Source organism: Paraglaciecola sp. L3A3 (assembly GCF_009796765.1).
Taxonomy (GTDB): Bacteria; Pseudomonadota; Gammaproteobacteria; order Enterobacterales; family Alteromonadaceae; genus Paraglaciecola.
On the sequence record NZ_CP047023.1, the window covers coordinates 1,275,490 to 1,296,528 of the forward strand.

The window sequence follows — 21,039 nt, forward strand, 5'->3', positions numbered from 1 at the left end:
TCATTTAGGTAATAAACCTAAATTTTTAAGCCGTTTCTTTAAGGCTTCAGGCCTTTGATTTATCTGTACCATTGAGATTGGCGTAATGCCTTTTTCGGCTAAGACAGCAGCTAGTCGTCCTTGATTATTATGCAAGGTTTGCGGCAAACGTTTAGCAATATCATCATTAAATGCATCAAGTGGTGTGATAATTTCCCATTCATCTTTTTTCAGGGCTTGAATGAGATCATCCATAAATAGGGCGGCTAAATCATTTTCATGCATCAAAAGTACTTGTTTGACTGGTTTGGTCAAGTTTTTATCGGCTAATTGCTGATAAAAATTAGCCGATGCTAGAATGTGACTGATATAGATGTCTCGCCATTTATCTAGCTTTAAAGGTATCTTTGCTCGAACGGCTTTTTGAAATAATGAATCAAGATACCAATCAGAATCTTCAATTGTGATGTAACCTTGTTTTAAACCAAGAGTGGTTAAACCTGTCCGCAATTCATCCACTTTTTCTTGAGTATCACCATGATGCAAATATGGGAAACGAAAATAAGGCTGATAATTTTTGTATGTCTGTAATATTTTGTGAGCTTGGCTGACGTCAGCAATAAAGTCAGCTGGTGGTACTTTATAAGCAGAAAGATGAGAGTGAGTATGATTAGCCAAAAGTTGATTGTTTTCAGCATATTCGACAAGTCTTTGCTCTCGGCCCTTTTCTATATGTTTAGTGGTAATGAAAAACATTGCGGTCACGTCATGTTTGCGTAAGGCGCTTAATAACTGATTATTGCGTTCTTCGCTGTTAAAATAACTGGTATCGGGTCGAGGTGCGTCATCGAAAGTTATCGCCAGTTGTTTCGAGAGTACAGAATTAGCAGTGAGTAATAAGCACAATAATGTCAGTGACTTTGTTAAATTGTTCATCAAATTTACCTTATGAATACAGCAAAACACACAAAGTGGTTTTGTTCATTTTCCAATAAATGTTTGTTAGCTTTTTCTATCTTATCCAGTATTCAGGTTAACTATACACCTATCTAAACTTTTCAAAAACAGACTTAATTTTGACAATAAATAATGCTTTTAATTCCCTTCTAGTAGGATTGTTTTCTAAGGCCAATGAAAAACCGACTGACGCCGGTTTTTAAGTATTAATAATGATTGGTGTGAATATAATACTATGCTTATTTTTCTTGCCAATATTTAAAGATATCTTGTAGCTGATAATAGGCTGCTTTTTTATTACGATATTCATCTACTACCCCCCATTCGCGAAACCCAGACTCAGGTGTGCCTTTATAATCACTGCGGTAATCGTTATAAGACCATATAGAGAAACCGGTTAAATATGGGTAGTCTTTTAGGGTTTTAAGGTAGTTAACTAATTTTTTGTCTAACTTTGATTCCGCACTACCGCCAATTTGTTTTAATCCAACTTCAGATAAAAATATAGGTTTACCGGCAAAGTTTTTATGAGTATTTTCGACATTCTTCACTGCATCGCCATAACTATTAACCGAGATGAAATCGAGTTTTTCATATGGTTCATTGCTTAAGTTGGCTTCACTACTATATGCGGTAATAGATACATAGGTTTTTAATCTGCTGGGATCAATCTGTGCCAGATGATCTAACATCGAATCTACGTATGCGTATTGATCTGGGGTTAAGGTCTTTTTGCCCCACTCTGGGAGGGGATCTCTTAACTCATTACCGACACTCCAACCTACAATTGAAGGATGATTAAAATCTCTTTCGACCATTTCATTTAACCATGTTTTGGTTAACGGATTATTGGCAAAAGATTGTGGATCATCATCACCCCAAACAGGTATTTCACCGATAATCAAATAACCTAAGCGGTCGGCTAAGGCTAATAGATTTTCTGATATCGGGGCATGCATTAAACGAGAGAAATTAGCGCCCAGGGATTTGATATCTTGTAAGTCTTTCAGCACTAATTCATCAGGTTCAGTATTGCCAAAGTCTGGATGATCGTGCACTCGATTGACACCATTAAGGCGTACAGCTTGATTATTAAGGAAAAACTGTTCACCTTTCACTTCAAATTTACGGATCCCAAAATTATCTTCTTGAATATCTATGGTGTTTTGGTTTTTGTTCAATCGGGATTGTAAAGTGTATAGCTTGGGTTGTTGTAGATCCCATAATTGATAACTAGTTAGTTTTTCAACAAAGGTGGTAGATTTTGTGATGAATTGTTTAGCAGGGATCTTTACTTGCAACGTGAGGTTTTTCTTTTGTTGCTGGTTATCTAAAATTTCACTATAGATAGTTTGGTTTTGCGGCTGGTCGGTATAATTTTGCAGCTTATATTTAATCGTAAACTTAATATTTTGTCGTTCAAAGTCTGGCTCTGACGTAATATGTTGGTAAACAATGCGAATATCTTGTTCTGCAATTAAGTCGACATCTCGACTAATGCCTCCCCAAGCCCACCAAGCACCTCTGTGGTAGGTGTTGTCAGCCATGACCACTAATGAATTATTTTTATCAAATGAAAGATGCTGGCTAATATCAAATTCAAATGGTGTGTAACCGCCTACATGTTGCCCTAATAGCTGCCCGTTTAGCCATACTTTTGCTGTCTGGTATACGGCAGAGAATTTAAGACGAATATTTTTATGTTTCCAGTGTTTGGGTGGCGTGAAGCTTTTTTGATAATAACCTTTGCCAGAAAAATCAGCGTATTTTTTTTGTGTATCCCAGTTTCCTGGTACGGTTAATGTATCCCAATCGGCATAATTTTCTGCTAACAATGTTTGTGTATTGTCGTAGGCAGTATTTGAAAAATGCCAGCTACCGTTTAAAGATAGCTGTTCTGAATTGGCATAGGTATAAGTAGAAAGGGTACAGAAAAGTAGTAACCAAGTTTTAAATTGATTCATATTTATTTTAATCTAGCTTAAAGATGAATCTATAATAGCACCACTTTTCTGGATAATAAAACACAAGGTTTAATTGATTGTATGTAATTAGTCTCGATATGGTTTTAAAGTAACAATTGATCCATCTGCACGATATTGTATTTCAGCCATTTTTACTGAGCGCAAATGAGTCACGCCGCCAGAAAGAGAAGAGTCGTGATAAAACAAATACCACTTTCCTTCAAACTCAGCGATAGAATGATGAGTTGTCCAGCCCAATACCGGCTCCAGAATTTTACCACCGTATGTGAATGGCCCATAAGGACTATCACCTGTGGCGTAACACAAAAAGTGGGTATTACCTGTTGAATAAGAGAAGTAATATTTACCGTTATATTTATGCATCCATGCCGCTTCGAAAAAGCGTTTGTCATGATTGCCAGCTAAAATAGTTTGGCCGTTTTCATCCACAATAGTGATTTCTTTGGGGGGCTCGGCAAACTCCAACATATCGTCACTCATTTTGGCAACAATAGGTCCTAGAGCTGGTTCATCATCGGCTGGTTCAGTCAAGTCCGGGTTATAAGTATGGTTACGATAGTTTTGTAACTGGCCGCCCCAAATACCGCCAAAATACATATAATATTCGCCATCATCATCTTCGAATACGGCTGGGTCGATACTATAACTGGCTTTAATGGCTTCTGGTTCGGCTTTAAATGGGCCTACTGGAGAATCACTTACCGCTACACCTATTTGAAATATACCGTCGGCTTTTTTGGCTGGGAAATATAAATAGTATTTATCGCCTTTTTTGGCCGCATCAGGTGCCCACATTTGGCGTTCTGCCCAAGGTACATCTTTAACATGTAATGCTTCACCATTATCTACCGCAGGGCTATCTAAAGAGTCCATAGAGATAACATGATAATCCTGCATATCAAAATGATCACCGTTATCGTTGAAAGGGATCCCACCTTCAATATCGTGTGATGGATAAATATATATTTTGCCATCAAACACGTGAGCCGACGGATCAGCTGTGTAGATATTTTCAACTAGAGGTTGAGAAATAGCTTTGGCTTTCAAAGCTTGTAATTGTTCTTCGGGTAATAACTCTTCAGACATATTCTGTACTCACTGGGTTAAATAGCACAACCAAAAATAAGCTTGTGTTTGGGTCTTACTGTTTCATTGTTTTAATCGGCTTGACGTCTTAAGGTCAGATCTTTTTCAATTTGTTGTTCCATAGCTTTGTTGATCTTATAAGCGAAGAGGCAAGCGACGGCTAAGAAAAATGGTATGGATGCAAAGATACTAACAGACAACTTGATACCATTAATTGTATCAGGCATTTGCGTGACTAAATCTGCACTGTACTGATAATAATCAAGAATACTAGCTAAGATTGATGAGCCTAAAGTCAGGCCTACTTTTAAGCCCACTATCATGGCTGAAAATATTATAGCGGTTGCTCTGCGATGTGTTTTCCATTCAGAATAATCAGCGACATCGGCAATCATGGCCCATAACAAAGGAGTTGAAATACCATAAAAGAAACCATGTAATATTTGCGTAATAAAGACAGTGCTAATGGCATCTTGTGGGTAGAAATAAAAGACGGCTATGAATAAAGTTGATAAAAATAATGAACCGCCGAATACTTCTCGTTTACCATATTTATCAGCTAAAGATTTAGAAAATCCTATGCCAATTATCATGAAGATGATCCCACCTGCATTAAATAAGGCAAATCCAGAGGTAGCAGGATCTTCAGGCCACTTAAACTCAGTTAATCCAATATTAGTTAACAGGTAATTTAGACCGTTAATAAATCCATTAAAGCCTATATTTTCTAAAAATAGGGCTATCTGTGAAGCATCAAGATAATTCTCAAAATAGAAAATATACATGCCGCCTTTTAGAGCTAGGGTGATGAATACTAAGATAGTAATGATTAACATCATGACCCAAGGTTTATTACTGAATAAATCTTTCACATCTTCGAGCACAGTCGATTTCTGTTCTGGTTTAGGTACAACTCTTTCTTTAGTGGTAAAAAAAGTGATAAGAAACATAATGACACCGGCAATGGATAAGAATGTCATTACCTTTTCGAAACCCAAGGCTTTATCCCCATCGCCAGCTATTAATACTAGAGGTAACAGTAGAACTTGAATAACAAATTGAGCAATCATCACAGCTACAAAACGATAGGCAGACATGCTGTTACGTTCTTGCATATTACCTGTGATGACACCACTTAACGCCGAATAGGGTAGGTTGTTGGCAGAGTAAACTAATAATAATAATAAGTAGGTAATAAAAGCATAATACACTTTACCATCAGGGCCAAAATCAGGGGTACTAAAAGCTAATAGTGCCAATACACCAAAAGGCACAGCTGTCCATAAAATCCAAGGTCTGAACTTACCCCAGCGGGTTTGGGTTCTGTCAGCAATCATGCCCATAAATGGGTTGAAAAAGGCCGCTATCAGACCACAGACAAAAATGACTTTAGTCGCAGATTCTACTGGAATTTTGTATACATCTGTATAGAAAAACGCAATAAATGTGACCAGTGTTTGAAATACTAAATTAGCCGCTAAATCACCTAGGCTGTAGCCAATTTTTTCGGTAACTGAAAGTTTTTCAGTCATATGTTAACCATTTGTTATATTCTTATTGATTGCTCCATTGTATTGATTCTTCGTTGAATTTATATTGCCAAATTCACTTTTACAGTTATTTTTTGTTTGCTGTTAGGATGAAAAATAGCCTGTTTAAAATGAAATAGTGCTCAATAAGGAGCAAGTCTTTAAAACTGACCTGTAGATACCTGAATTTCAGATTTCGATGTTTTTTGTTTTGAAACAGCAAAGAAGCTAATTAAGTAACATCTTAACTGAAAGAGTGTCTTATTCTAAACGTTGTATTTTTGGATGAATTACTTAGTATATCTATCAATTAATAATATAAAAGTACTTAAGAAGGGGGCAAAAAATGATAAATAATAATTCCACCAGTCGTCGTGATTTTGTAAAAGGAGTGGGAGCAGGGGTTTTGACTATAGGCGCAAGTTCTTTTGCCACTAGTGTTATGGCCACTAAAGCCAAACCTGACAAATTAGGTATTGCTTTAGTTGGCTTAGGAAATTATGCGACTAACCAATTAGCTCCTGCTTTAACAGTTGCTGATAACGCTTATTTAGCTGGAATAGTCACAGGTACACCGGCTAAAGCAAATATATGGGCTGACAAATACGCCCTTGATGACTCACATATTTATAATTATGACAATTTCGACAAAATTATTACAGATAAAGGGATTGATATTGTGTATGTCGTTTTGCCTAATTCTATGCATAAAGAATTTGTCATCCGAGCAGCAAAAGCCGGTAAACACGTCATTACTGAAAAACCAATGGGTTTGACTGCTGTTGAGTGTGAAGAAATGATTGCCGCGTGTGAAAAGGCCGGCGTGCAGTTATCTGTTGGTTACCGTTTACAGTTTGAACCCAACACTTTAGAAATAGAAAAAGCCGCAAAAGAATTACCTTTAGGGCCGATCAATTATGTGAGATCAGAGTTTTCATTCACTATTGGCAATCCTAAACAATGGCGCTTGAAGAAAGAATTGTCTGGTGGTGGTCCTATCATGGATATTGGTATTTATTGTATTCAAGCTGCGAGGTATACCACTGGACTAGAGCCTATCGCCGTGAGGGCTGTTGAATACAAAACGGATTATGAAAAATTCAGTAGTGTTGAAGAAACGGTTATGTGGCAAATGGAATTCCCTGGTGGGCTCTATTCAAACCATACAACCTCTTACTCGATGAAGGCAAATGAGTTGTTTGTTTCTTATCAAAAAGGTAATGCACGACTCGAACCTGCATATAGTTATGCTAATGTAGGTGGGCATATAGGTGAACGTCAATTAATGCCGCATCAAGTTAATCAACAAGCGTTACAGATGGATAATTTTGTTGAGTGTATTAGACAAAATAAAACCAGCAAGGTGTCAGGCAAAGAAGGGTTACAAGATATGAAAATAGTCGATGCCATATATAAATCAATAGCAAATGGTGGAAAACGAGTAGAAGTTTAAATCGCCCCGTTTTAATTTTTACTCACTTAACAGTAAGGTAACATTAGGCTTCATTGGTTTAGAAGCCTTACTTACCTTACTATTGAGTCATTTTGTTTAAATTCACTTAAAAGTCATAAATTACGCCTAGTGAAAAATTATTAACATTGTTAACCGATAAGTTATAACGACTTACCTTAACAAACACCTGAGTATTTTCTACAACCGCATAAGCTAATTGCAAGTTGTAAAATACATCGAAGCCATCTTTATTCATCTCAATAACACTATCATTCAACTTACTACTGTAATCTAACTCCCAAGCAAACAAACCTAAGCCGGCTGAAGCACTAAATTTCTCATCTTGCCAAAAGGTATATTGAGCTTGCAAACTAAGCCCATCAACAAGTTTCGGCCCATTATTCAGTAAAGCTTGATGGTATAAACTCGGATCTAAAGTATCCCCAGCATAGGACGCTGATGCCTCTCCTAATTGCTCATAGTTTAAAGTGAACTCATATAAATCATAACGAAAGCCAGTTCCTATACTATAACTGATATCTGACTTATCTATATCATTGCTAGTAATCCCAATATTGCTTGGTACATGGGAGCCAGAACTTACTTTACTATAGCCAAGGGTACCACTTACAAACCACTCAGGCTCTGATGCCGCAACATTGAAACTTGTCGCTATCGTCACTAATGCGACTGCTGGTATCAGACTCTTTTTAGTATTGAGCTGCTTACGGCGTAAGCGGAATAAGGTAAATCCTGCTAGGGCAATAATCATTGTCCCCATGCTGCCTCCTTGAGATTTATTACTCACAACCACACTTTGATAAGCTTTCACTGTTACAGCAATTTGTGCGGTTGCTTGATCACCTTCTCCGTCATCGATGATATACATTATCGAAGCAACGCCCTCGAATCCACTATCAGGGGTGAAGGTTAATGTATTATCTTGATTAATACTGACCATGCCATTGTCTGTAATCGCACTTGTAACGGTTAAACTATCATCATCAATATCACTGTCGTTTGCTATTACATTAATAATGATTGCAGTTCGATCATCTGTATTAGCACTATCATCAACCGCAACTGGAGCATTGTTCGGGTAAATAGTAACATTTACCGTGCCACTGTCACTGCCGCCCATACCATCTGAAAGACTATAAACCAGGGTATCTTGACCAATATAATTACTCGCACTTTGATAGTGTAATAAATTATCAGAAGTGATAGTTACAATACCAAACGTTGCACTGGCAGCATTGATATTTAACATATCTTGGTCAGCATCAGTATCATTCGCTAAAACATCAATCAATATTGATTCATTGCGTCTCACTTCAGTAGTATCAGCAACAGCAACAGGTGCCGTATTACTTGTTAACATTACTGACACCCCTCCTGGGTCAACAATAGTACCATTGGCAAGACCGTCATTATCATTAAAGCCACCGTCTTCAATGGTTAAGCGTACACACCAATGACCTTCGGTTAAACCAGCTGACCACTGCGCGCTATTAGGTGCAGGACAATAGCCTCGTGTACCTGGTGCAGAATGCAATTGATTGTTTGCATCTTCAACAAATGTACTCCAACCAAGGTTTGTACTGTACTTACGGTACACCGCATCAGTAGGAATAGGCTTAACTTGCGGTAATACAACTTTATACTCTTGTCCCGACTCTGGTAATCCGGTGGCGATATAATCAAAAATACCACCCACAATCACAGCTTCATCATCAACACCAATACTGTTTTCTAGATCAGCTACAGTCAATTGCAGCCCGCCAGTAGAACCAGCTGCTAATGTATTACCTTTGCGCAGACAAACACCAGACTCGCCTTCAACTAAGAAAGTAGTTTGAATTAATGCCTGTTCAGGAATGACATTACACTCAGGGATAGCATCTAAATAATCAGGAATACCATCTTCATCTGTATCTCGATAACCTTCTTCATTATCAGGAATGCGGTCACCATCGGTATCAGCATCTGTTAACTCAGCTAAAGTATTAACAACAGACAAATATAAGTTTCTGGTGACACTTAAGTTTCCATCACCATCATCCGTAGCAATTAAATCAATACGGTAAACACCGTTGTTTAATCCATCTGGGTTTAACGTTATTGTTTTATCATCAATGTGAGCAACGTTAAGCAAGCTGTCATATATCCACTGCGTACTGACGTTATCATCATTAGCGTCACTTATATTTGCTTTTACAGTAACTAAACCACCTATTGATGTAACAAGTTGCCTCTGCTCATTATTTTGCGAACTCAGCAGAGTAACCGTTGGTGCAACATTCGTTTCAACAATAGTCATGGTCTGCGCTGCACCCACTCCGACATTTCCTTCGTCAACGCTTAGTGTGAGCGTTTCATTACCTTCGGATTCATTATCTTGGAGAATATCAATCTTCACGTCTGCTTGTGTGCCTGACTCAATGGTGACTATTTGGCTATCCATAAAATAATCATTTAGCTCGGCACTACCCGAGACATTCAACGCTACAGTGAATGGATAACTTACTGCTTGTCCATTTAGTATCACCTTCACCGTAGCGGTTTTACCTTCAACAACCGTTTGGTTTTTACCTAATGAAATAAGCGGATGTACCAGCACTTGTTGGCTAGCAATACTTGTTAAACCTGTTTTAGGATCTATTGCTTGCCAATAGACAGTATTATTTCCCGGCTTAAACAAAGAGTTACTTTCAACTAAAGAAATAGCAATAGGTTTACCTTCACTACTCATCGCCGTTGCCACACCTAAATTCACTTTGGTATACAAGCCCGTCGCGTTTACTTCAACATTGCCTGGCACTGTAATAATCGGCGCAGTTCCCTCTTGCTCGCCTTGGATCAACAAGCTCACCGAACCATCAGCAAAGGTGTCATTATCATCAGTAATGGTATAAATCAGTTTAATTTGACCGACAAACCCTGTTGGCGTGTTAACGATAAGGTTTTCACCATCATGGGTTACATTGGCAACACTGGTAGTCGCCCCGGTAATCGACAGCGCATCACCATCAATATCAGTATCATTACTTAATACATCTAATATATAGGAATTCTCGGCATTAACATTAAGCTCAAAGGTATCAGCAACAGCCACTGGTGCTTGGTTAATGTTAATCACTTCAACACTAAAGCTAAGACTATCAGTAGCATTATCAGCACCGGAGTTGTCATTTACTGTAATTGTGATGCTACTCGTAACGCCAACATCATCCTGCACTGGTGTACCGGTCAAGGTACCTGTTGCTGTATTAAACGACATCCATTCAGGATGACCAGTGATAGTAAAACTAAGCATGTCATTAACATCAACATCTGTAACTATTGGAGTGAAATGATAATCACTATTTTCATCTATTTTAGTTTTTGGAGTTCCACTAATAACGGGGGCGTCATTAATATTTGATACGGTTATGTTGAACGCAGGTAAGCTGGCACTTAGAATGCCATCGCTCACCGTAATCACCACACCAGTAGTTGTACCAACATCGTCATTACCTGGTGTTCCAATTAAGGCTCCTGTTACTGCGCTAAACGTCGTCCATGTTGGTTGATTAGTGATGCTAAAACTTAATGATGTACCAACATCAATATCCGACGCGGTTGGAGTGAAACTATAAACAGCATTTTGTGCAACACTGTTATTTGGTGTGCCATTAATAACTGGCGCATCATTAACATTCATGACCGTAAGATTGAAAGCCGGCAAGCTGTCACTCGCACCAACGACATCACTCACTGTAATAATAATATTAGTAGTGGTGCCAACATCGTTGTTTGAAGGCCTACCACTTAGCATACCGGTTGTTGTACTAAACGTTGCCCAAGAGGGTAATGTATTAATACTAAAGGTTGCTGTATCTCCACTATCAGCATCACTCACTGTTGGTATAAAACTATAGGCAATATTTTGTGCAACACTGGTGATTGGCAAACCACTAATATTCGGAGCGCTATTAATAGTAAAGCTTGTAAGAGTTACAGGTGCATTCGAGTTACCAGCAGCATCGGTAACAGTAATGGTGCAATCACTGTAGGTGGCACTACTCAACACTGTAATGTTATCGGTTTGCGTTAATGTGATGGTGGAGTTACCTGAACTAATAGTGCCTTCGTCACTACTACCACAACTCCCGCCAACGTTTAATGTGCCAGCTTCAGATGTCGAGATTGTAACGTTAGGCGTAGTGTCATTACTCGGCGTAGCAACGGCCGTTACCTCAGCAACGACTGGTGTAACTGCATCAACCAATACGGATGCGGTAGCGCCCACATTATTTAAGGTTAACGAAGCGTTATTATTTGCCGCATCTCTTAATGTACCGCCATTGGCAGATAAGGCGCCAATAGCAATGCCGTCACTATCACTTTCGCCTGTTTGTATGGTGTATCGGAATAATAATGCACTGCTGCCAGAGCCACTCATATACGTTGCTTGACGAGCTGTAGTGCCAACAGTAATTGCTAATTGTGGAGTACCACCTGCAGTGTTAACCGTCACGTCTTCATTAAAGTTGATAGTAAAATCAAGGCTTTGGCCAGCAATATAACTGGCGTTGGCCGGAACAGTCACTGAGGCAGTAGTTGGAGCCGTGGTATCAACCAATACGGCTAAAGTTGTACCCACGTTATTTAAGGTTAAGGTGGTATTATTGTTAGCAGTATCTTTTAAGGTACCGCCATTAGCAGATAAAGCACCAATAGCAATACCATCACTGTCACTATCACCGGCTTGTATGGTGTAACGGAATAATAATGCACTGCTACCAGAGCCGCTTATGTATGTTGCTTGACGTATGATTGAGCCAAGCATTATGGCTAATTGTGGGGTGCCGCCTGTTGTATTAACCGTCACGTTTTCATCAAAATTTATTGTGAAATCAATATTTTGCCCGGCAACATAAGTCGCGTTGGCCGGTACCGTCACTGAGGCAGTGTTTGGTGCTGCGGCGTCAATTAATACAGCTACAGTTGAGCCTACGTTATTTAACGTTAAGGTGGCGTCATTGCCAGCGGGATCTTTTAAGATACCGCCATTCGCTGTGAATGTGCTAATAGCAATGCCATCACTGTCGTCTTCGCCCGTTTGCACTGTGTAGCGGAATAGTAAAGCGTTTGTGCCCGAGCCACTTTGGTAAGTCGCTTGACGTGTAGTCGCACCGATAGTGATAGCTAATTGTGGTGTGCCACCTACAGTATTAACCGTGATGTTTTCATCAAAGTTGACGGTGAAATCAAGGTTTTGCCCGGCAATATAAGTAGCATTGGCAGGAACCGTTACCGATATTGTGCTCGATGGTGTTTGGTCAATGGTAAAGCTTGTAAGAGTTACAGGTGCATTCGAGTTACCAGCAGCATCGGTAACAGTAATGGTGCAATCACTGTAGGTGCCACTACTCAACACTGTGCTGTTATCGGTTTGCGTTAATGTGATGGTGGAGTTACCTGAACTAATAGTGCCTTCGTCACTACTACCACAACTCCCGCCAACGTTTAATGTGCCAGCTTCAGATGTCGAGATTGTAACGTTAGGCGTAGTGTCATTACTCGGCGTAGCAACGGCCGTTACCTCAGCAACGACTGGTGTAACTGCATCAACCAATACGGATGCGGTAGCGCCTACACTATTTAAGGTTAAGTTGGCGCTATTAGAAGCCGCATCTCTTAATGTACCGCCATTGGCAGATAAGGCGCCAATAGCAATGCCGTCACTATCACTTTCGCCTGTTTGTATGGTGTATCGGAATAATAATGCACTGCTGCCAGAGCCACTCATATACGTTGCTTGACGAGTTGTAGTGCCAACAGTAATTGCTAATTGTGGAGTACCACCTGCAGTGTTAACCGTCACGTCTTCATTAAAGTTGATAGTAAAATCAAGGCTTTGGCCAGCAATATAACTGGCGTTGGCCGGAACAGTCACTGAGGCAGTAGTTGGAGCCGTGGTATCAACCAATACGGCTAAAGTTGTACCCACGTTATTTAAGGTTAAGGTGGTATTATTGTTAGCAGTATCTTTTAAGGTACCGCCATTAGCAGATAAAGCACCAATAGCAATACCATCACTGTCACTATCACCGGCTTGTATGGTGTAACGGAATAATAATGCACTGCTACCAGAGCCGCTTATGTATGTTGCTTGACGTATGATTGAGCCAAGCATTATGGCTAATTGTGGGGTGCCGCCTGTTGTATTAACCGTCACGTTTTCATCAAAATTTATTGTGAAATCAATATTTTGCCCGGCAACATAAGTCGCGTTGGCCGGTACCGTCACTGAGGCAGTGTTTGGTGCTGCGGCGTCAATTAATACAGCTACAGTTGAGCCTACGTTATTTAACGTTAAGGTGGCGTCATTGCCAGCGGGATCTTTTAAGATACCGCCATTCGCTGTGAATGTGCTAATAGCAATGCCATCACTGTCGTCTTCGCCCGTTTGCACTGTGTAGCGGAATAGTAAAGCGTTTGTGCCCGAGCCACTTTGGTAAGTCGCTTGACGTGTAGTCGCACCGATAGTGATAGCTAATTGTGGTGTGCCACCTACAGTATTAACCGTGATGTTTTCATCAAAGTTGACGGTGAAATCAAGGTTTTGCCCGGCAATATAAGTAGCATTGGCAGGAACCGTTACCGATATTGTGCTCGATGGTGTTTGGTCAATGGTAAAGCTTGTAAGAGTTACAGGTGCATTCGAGTTACCAGCAGCATCGGTAACAGTAATGGTGCAATCACTGTAGGTGGCACTACTCAACACTGTAATGTTATCGGTTTGCGTTAATGTGATGGTGGAGTTACCTGAACTAATAGTGCCTTCGTCACTACTACCACAACTCCCGCCAACGTTTAATGTGCCAGCTTCAGATGTCGAGATTGTAACGTTAGGCGTAGTGTCATTACTCGGCGTAGCAACGGCCGTTACCTCAGCAACGACTGGTGTAACTGCATCAACCAATACGGATGCGGTAGCGCCCACATTATTTAAGGTTAACGAAGCGTTATTATTTGCCGCATCTCTTAATGTACCGCCATTGGCAGATAAGGCGCCAATAGCAATGCCGTCACTATCACTTTCGCCTGTTTGTATGGTGTATCGGAATAATAATGCACTGCTGCCAGAGCCACTCATATACGTTGCTTGACGAGCTGTAGTGCCAACAGTAATTGCTAATTGTGGAGTACCACCTGCAGTGTTAACCGTCACGTCTTCATTAAAGTTGATAGTAAAATCAAGGCTTTGGCCAGCAATATAACTGGCGTTGGCCGGAACAGTCACTGAGGCAGTAGTTGGAGCCGTGGTATCAACCAATACGGCTAAAGTTGTACCCACGTTATTTAAGGTTAAGGTGGTATTATTGTTAGCAGTATCTTTTAAGGTACCGCCATTAGCAGATAAAGCACCAATAGCAATACCATCACTGTCACTATCACCGGCTTGTATGGTGTAACGGAATAATAATGCACTGCTACCAGAGCCGCTTATGTATGTTGCTTGACGTATGATTGAGCCAAGCATTATGGCTAATTGTGGGGTGCCGCCTGTTGTATTAACCGTCACGTTTTCATCAAAATTTATTGTGAAATCAATATTTTGCCCGGCAACATAAGTCGCGTTGGCCGGTACCGTCACTGAGGCAGTGTTTGGTGCTGCGGCGTCAATTAATACAGCTACAGTTGAGCCTACGTTATTTAACGTTAAGGTGGCGTCATTGCCAGCGTGATCTTTTAAGATACCGCCATTCGCTGTGAATGTGCTAATAGCAATGCCATCACTGTCGTCTTCGCCCGTTTGCACTGTGTAGCGGAATAGTAAAGCGTTTGTGCCCGAGCCACTTTGGTAAGTCGCTTGACGTGTAGTCGCACCGATAGTGATAGCTAATTGTGGTGTGCCTCCTACAGTATTAACCGTGATGTTTTCATCAAAGTTGACGGTGAAATCAAGGTTTTGCCCGGCAATATAAGTAGCATTGGCAGGAACCGTTACCGATATTGTGCTCGATGGTGTTTGGTCAATGGTAAAGCTTGTAAGAGTTACAGGTGCAGTCGAGTTACCAGCAGCATCGGTAACAGTAATGGTGCAATCACTGTAGGTGGCACTATTCAACACTGTAATGTTATCGGTTTGCGTTAATGTGATGGTGGAGTTTCCTGAACTTATAGTGCCTTCGTCACTACTACCACAACTCCCGCCAACGTTTAATGTGCCAGCTTCAGATGTCGAGATTGTAACGTTAGGCGTAGTGTCATTACTCGGCGTAGCAACGGCCGTTACCTCAGCAACGACTGGTGTAACTGCATCAACCAATACGGATGCGGTAGCGCCCACATTATTTAAGGTTAACGAAGCGTTATTATTTGCCGCATCTCTTAATGTACCGCCATTGGCAGATAAGGCGCCAATAGCAATGCCGTCACTATCACTTTCGCCTGTTTGTATGGTGTATCGGAATAATAATGCACTGCTGCCAGAGCCACTCATATACGTTGCTTGACGAGCTGTAGTGCCAACAGTAATTGCTAATTGTGGAGTACCACCTGCAGTGTTAACCGTCACGTCTTCATTAAAGTTGATAGTAAAATCAAGGTTTTGGCCGGTAATATAAGTAGCATTTGCAGGAACCGAAACCGAAGAGACCGTTGGCGCTGCCGCATCAACTAATACACCAGTGGTTACGCCAACATTATTTAATGACAGCTGCACAAAGTTACCTTCAGCACCAATAAGTGTTCCGCCATTTAGGTTTAGTGCACCAATAGTAATACCATCACTATCACTATCACCAGATTTCACTAGGTAACTAAATGCCAAGGTATTCGTGCCAGAACCACTTTGGTATATTGCTTGGTATGTGGTCGAGCCAAGGGTAATGGCTATTTGTGGTGTTCCCCCCGCTGTATTCACTGTAATGTTTTCATCAAATTTAACCGTAAAAGTAAGAATTTGGCCAACACCATAAGTGCCGTTTGTTGGGATGTTTACTGATGTCACAGCCGCATCAGCAATAGCAGTAAGTTGACTGCTATTAGTATCGGTTAACGCACCGGAACTCGCTTGTAAATTAAAGTTCTCTGATGTTGCACCTGCAAGAGTATATTTACCTTGTAATCCAGTAAAAGTAGCAACGCCAGCATTTGGTGTTAGTGATACTGTTGCTGGGTTGCCATCGGTATCACCTGTTCCATTAAATATTGCAGAACCCGTACCATTCACTTCAGCAAGAGTAATAGTTGCTGCATAACCAGTGTCTAGCAAATTCGCTGCATCACGAGCTTCAATAGTAGGCACGGTGGTGAAAGGCGTTAACACTCCATTGTTGAGTGATAAAGGCGTTGGCTGCGTGGTAAATACTAATTGTGTTGCAACAATATCTGACAGTAGAACATTCGCATTCACCGTACCGAAATCAGCGCCAACACCATCTTGATCATTGGCGGTTAAGGTAAATAATTCTTGGTCTGCCGTTGCCGTATAGGTTAACGCGGTAAACGTAGCCACGCCTGCAACTGCCGTAACCGCACCTCCAGTAATTACGCCGCTGCCGTTTTCAGTAAAGGTAATGGTTTCAGTAAAGCCAGCATCTAGAATACCATTGCCATCAACAGCCCTGACAACAGGCTGTGTTGTTAACGCAAGCCCAGAAATAGACCCCGCTGGTTGAGTAGAAAAATAGAGTCCCGTCGCAACCACATCAGAGGTAACAGGATTGGCATCCGTTGTGCTCATATTTGTGCCAACACCGTCTTGGTCATTAGCTGTTAACACGAAGTGCTGTTGATCAGCTGTCGCGCTATAATTAAGTGCTGTAAACGTAGCTACACCAGCAACCGCGGCAACAGAACCACCAGAGAGGCTGCCTGCACTAGCTTCTGTTAGGGTAATCGTTTCGTTAAAGTCAATATCTGTATTGCCATCAGTATCTTGAGCGGTAACAACCGGTTGCGTGGTTAAATCACTGCCTGACACTGAACCAGATGGCTGTGTGGTAAATATTAATTGTGTTGCAACAATATCTGACACGAGTGCATTCGCATTAACCGTACCGAAATCAGCGCCAACACCATCTTGATCATTGGCGGTTAAGGTAAATAATTCTTGGTCTGCCGTTGCCGTATAGGTTAACGCGGTAAACGTAGCCACCCCTGCAACTGCTGCAACCGCATCACCAGTAATTACGCCGCTACCGTTTTCAGTAAAAGTAATGGTTTCAGTAAAGCCTGTATCAGTCACACCATTAGCATCAACAGCCTTAACGACTGGTTGAGTGCTTAGCGCAACGCCTGAAACAGATCCTGAAGGTTGAGTATCAAACACCAAAGTAGTGGCTACCACGTCTGAGGTCAGTGGGTTGCTACTAACCGTCTGAAGATTAGAGCCCACTCCATCTTGGTCATTAGCGGTGATCGTGAAACTTTGTTGATCGGCTGTAGCCGTATAGTTAATGGCTGTAAACGTTGCCACTCCTGCAACCGCGGCAACAGAACCACCAGAGAGGCTGCCTGCACTAGCTTCTGTTAGGGTAATCGTTTCGGTAAAGCCGGTATCAATTATACCATTTGCATCTTGTGCGGTAACAACCGGTTGTGTGGTTAAATCACTGCCTGATACTGAACCAGATGGCTGCGTGGTAAATACTAATTGTGTTGCAACAATATCTGACAGTAGTACATTCGCATTAACCGTACCGAAATTAGCGCCAATACCATCTTGATCATTGGCGGAGATCGTAAAACTTTGTTGCTCGTCTGTAGCCGTATATTTTAGGGCTGTAAAGGTTGCCACACCTGCAACGGCAGCAACGCTTCCACCGGTTAATGAACCGGCACTAGCTTCAGTAAGTGTAATGGTTTCAGTAAAGCCTGTATCAGTCACACCATTAGCATCAACAGCCTTAACGACTGGTTGAGTGCTTAACGCAACGCCTGAAACAGATCCTGAAGGTTGAGTATCAAACACCAAAGTAGTGGCTACCACGTCTGAGGTCAGTGGGTTGCTACTAACCGTCTGAAGATTAGAGCCCACTCCATCTTGGTCATTAGCGGTGATCGTGAAACTTTGTTGATCGGCTGTAGCCGTATAGTTAATGGCTGTAAACGTTGCCACTCCTGCAACGGCAGCAACGCTTCCACCAGTTAATGAACCAGCGCTAGCTTCAGTAAGTGTAATCGTTTCTGTAAAAGCAGTATCTGTATTACCAAAGGCATCCATCACTCTAACAACGGGCTGAGTGGTTAGCGCAAAGCCTGAAACAGAACCAGCTGGCTGTGTAGAAAAGACCATTGCTGTTGCAACGACGTCAACGCTGGAACCGGTGCTATTTGTAACAGCACTTGTGGCACTCATTTGGCTTCCCGAACTACCAAGTGTTAAATCACTATCGCCATCTACACTCAATATTAAGGTTTGCCCTTCAGTTAAGTTGCTATTATCGTTGTAGTAAGCATTCACCGTATAAGTTTCGTTAGCACCGTCGGCAATAGACAGACTCAAGCCAGCGAAGGTAATAACATTGCTGCTATAACTACCGGATACATTAATGGCATCAGGGCCATTTAAACGGAAAGTCAATTTACTTGGATCGATGGTACCACTGGTATTGAGTCTAATTTCAGTAACATTCGTTGCACTGCCGTCAGCTGTACCGCCATCGGAAATAACAAAATCAAAGATATTAATAGCTTCGCCCACCGAATCTAGAGTGGTATCAATCGCTATCGGCTCAGACACGCCAGAACCTGCTGAAACAGTGGCATCGGAATCTGACAGGTTACTTGCCGTAATGCCATTGCCCGTTGTATCCGCTATATTTAGCGCACCATCGGCTCCTGCAGCCCAATCATCTGCGGCGGCAAGGTTATAGGTTGAAAAATCTGACGAAGACGTTCCGTTTTTATTGAGCAAATTATTTACACTAGCTTTATCTGTAGCACTTAACGTTAAGGTAAAACTGGTGCCTGATGTTATTTCAACATTACTGGTATCCGTTAAGGTATAGTTACCGCCACCTTCACCGGTCAGAGTAAATTTATTGGCCACTATGTCATTAGTAGCGCCTGCACGTCGAGTAAAACCAGAGCCTGCCACTGCGAGTGCGCCAGTACTTGCATTGTAAGTTGCGTTACTAATAGTTGGCAGCGGGACGTTTGAAGCAGTAATAGTATTGCCAGTCAGGTCTGCTGTGGCAGAGGCATCTGCAATAAAACCTGCCGCACCGGCGAGATTATAGCTGGTTCCACCCGTGGAACTGGTACTATTTTTATTGGCGATAGTATTAACACCAGCGCGATCAGCTGCGCTCAGGGTTAAAGTAAAACTGTTCGCGGAGGAAATCTCTACGTTCGCGGTATCGGTCAAGGTATAGCTAGCGCCGCCTTCACCCGTAAAAGTGAATTTATTGGCAATTACATCATTGATAACGCCGGCTGTTGTCACGAAATTTGTGCCTGTTACCACAAGTTGTCCGGTGGAATTATCGTAGGTTGCACTAGTAATTGTTGGACTCAGCGCCCCAGGCGGAATCACATTACTATAAGTAATATTTTTAAAGGTAAAGTTACTGAAACTATTGGCATTGGCACAACAACCAGCAATTACCAAATTAAAGTCTATTTGCGCGACACCATTTACAGGTGACGCCGTATTGTTTTCGAAAAAAGTAAACAAATCAAAATCTATTGAATTAATTAACAATTTAGTCGAATTCAATGTCATCGTTTGTAATATTGCGCCGCCACTGTCCTTAAATACCACCGTTGAACTTGCATCAATCGTAATTCCTGGGCCACTGCCAGGAAAGGCATAAATAGTAAAAGCACTAATATCGACCGTTGCGGCATCAACACCATCCGTTTTTATTGTCAAGGTTTTAGTGCTCGTAGAATTATCATTCCAATACAATTCACTCCCATCACTTATGAGGACATTATCGACAACTAAATTCACATCGGTTAACGATTTAAAGCCAGCGCCACCCGAATTAGCCCCACCTAAACCTGCAAATGTAGCAGCATGCGACGTAGTCAACCAAAACATCAAAGGTAGTGACATTAATATTGTCATTATTTGATTATGCATAAATGATCCTGTAGTAAATAGCGGTGATAACTTCACCCACATAAAAACCATGTGAGCATAAAATTGTTGTTTGTCTTATTAAAGCAGCAAGTAAAGTAAAGCCAGAACGAGGAAAGCCTGAATAAAATAAAACGCTGTCATAGCAAGATCATATCCATTGGTGTGGGCGCGATACACATAAGTCAGTGAATCAATTGATTATTCATTATTGATGCAACAAGCCAGTTGGTCAATTTATTTCTTTATAAACTAACTGTCTGATTTTATTGGATCTTTAATTATCTATATTATGAGTGCTATTTTTAAAGATATGATACTTTAATATTGATTATGCTTTTTATTTTAAAAAATTCGGTTCAGGTTAATGTATGAAATTTAAAAAATAGTGTTATAACAAAGATATACACCAATGGCAGCTATGAGCAAACCTAAAAATTTAAGTAACTGGCTGCCCATATTTAGGCTTTTAGCTGAATAACCTAGAAAAACGCCAACAAGGTGTATACAGGCTGTGCTTAACACAAATCCCAAAGCGTAAAAAACAGGACTGGATAAATAGGGCATTTCGGTGCCATGAGCATGGCCATGAAATATGGCAAAAAAGCTTACAAATAACATGGCTAATAATGGTGATAATTTTTTATCAATGGCTATGGCAATACCTAAAACCAAAACAGAAATAGCAATACCTAACTCAACCGAAAATAGTGCAATTTCTTGCATGCCTAACACGCCCCCTATTAACATCACTAATACAAAAGTGGCAGGCACCATCCAGATCGCTCGGCCCCCAATTTGTAAACTTAAGATCCCCACACTTAACATTGCCAGAAGGTGATCCAGGCCAAGTACGGGGTGAGTTAGTCCAGTAATAAAACCGCCGCCGCCACTCATTTCATGGGCGTAAACTAAGTTTGAGATAAATAATGTGCTAAGTAATATTATAAATTTAATTTTGTTCAT

The 21,039-nt window shown here is 41.0% G+C and carries 7 protein-coding genes; 1 reads left to right on the forward strand and 6 read right to left on the reverse strand.

The genetic code is table 11. From position 1 onward, the window contains the following. The 4 genes from GQR87_RS05310 to GQR87_RS05325 all read right to left on the reverse strand — a co-directional run bounded on the left by GQR87_RS05310 (window position 1) and on the right by GQR87_RS05325 (window position 5,539). A complete protein-coding gene (locus tag GQR87_RS05310) occupies window positions 1-915 on the reverse strand; it encodes a polysaccharide deacetylase family protein (protein ID WP_158967261.1) in 915 nt (304 codons plus the stop codon). Between the two features lie 260 nt (window positions 916-1,175). Then, window positions 1,176-2,900 carry a glycoside hydrolase family 2 protein gene (locus tag GQR87_RS05315; protein ID WP_158967263.1) on the reverse strand — a complete coding sequence of 575 codons (1,725 nt, stop codon included), beginning with the start codon at window positions 2,898-2,900 and terminating at the stop codon, window positions 1,176-1,178. 87 nt (window positions 2,901-2,987) lie between these two features. Next, window positions 2,988-4,007: a glycoside hydrolase family 43 protein gene (locus GQR87_RS05320; protein ID WP_158967265.1), complete on the reverse strand. Its 1,020-nt coding sequence runs from the start codon at window positions 4,005-4,007 to the stop codon at window positions 2,988-2,990. A gap of 71 nt (window positions 4,008-4,078) precedes the next feature. Then, the gene (locus GQR87_RS05325) at window positions 4,079-5,539 is read right to left on the reverse strand and encodes an MFS transporter (RefSeq protein WP_158967267.1); all 1,461 of its coding nucleotides are present in this window, start codon (window positions 5,537-5,539) and stop codon (window positions 4,079-4,081) included. A 343-nt stretch (window positions 5,540-5,882) separates the two neighbouring features. Between GQR87_RS05325 and GQR87_RS05330 the strand changes: the two genes are divergently transcribed. Next, complete coding sequence (locus tag GQR87_RS05330; RefSeq protein WP_158967269.1) at window positions 5,883-6,989, forward strand: Gfo/Idh/MocA family oxidoreductase; 1,107 nt, start codon at window positions 5,883-5,885, stop codon at window positions 6,987-6,989. A 106-nt stretch (window positions 6,990-7,095) separates the two neighbouring features. On the opposite strand, the gene GQR87_RS05335 is transcribed toward GQR87_RS05330, so the two are convergent. Together GQR87_RS05335 and GQR87_RS05340 are read right to left on the reverse strand one after the other, a co-directional pair. Next, the gene (locus GQR87_RS05335) at window positions 7,096-20,076 is read right to left on the reverse strand and encodes an Ig-like domain-containing protein (protein ID WP_158967271.1); all 12,981 of its coding nucleotides are present in this window, start codon (window positions 20,074-20,076) and stop codon (window positions 7,096-7,098) included. Window positions 20,077-20,451: 375 nt separating this feature from the next. After that, window positions 20,452-21,039, reverse strand: coding sequence for a HupE/UreJ family protein (locus tag GQR87_RS05340; RefSeq protein WP_158967273.1), 588 nt, complete (start codon window positions 21,037-21,039; stop codon window positions 20,452-20,454).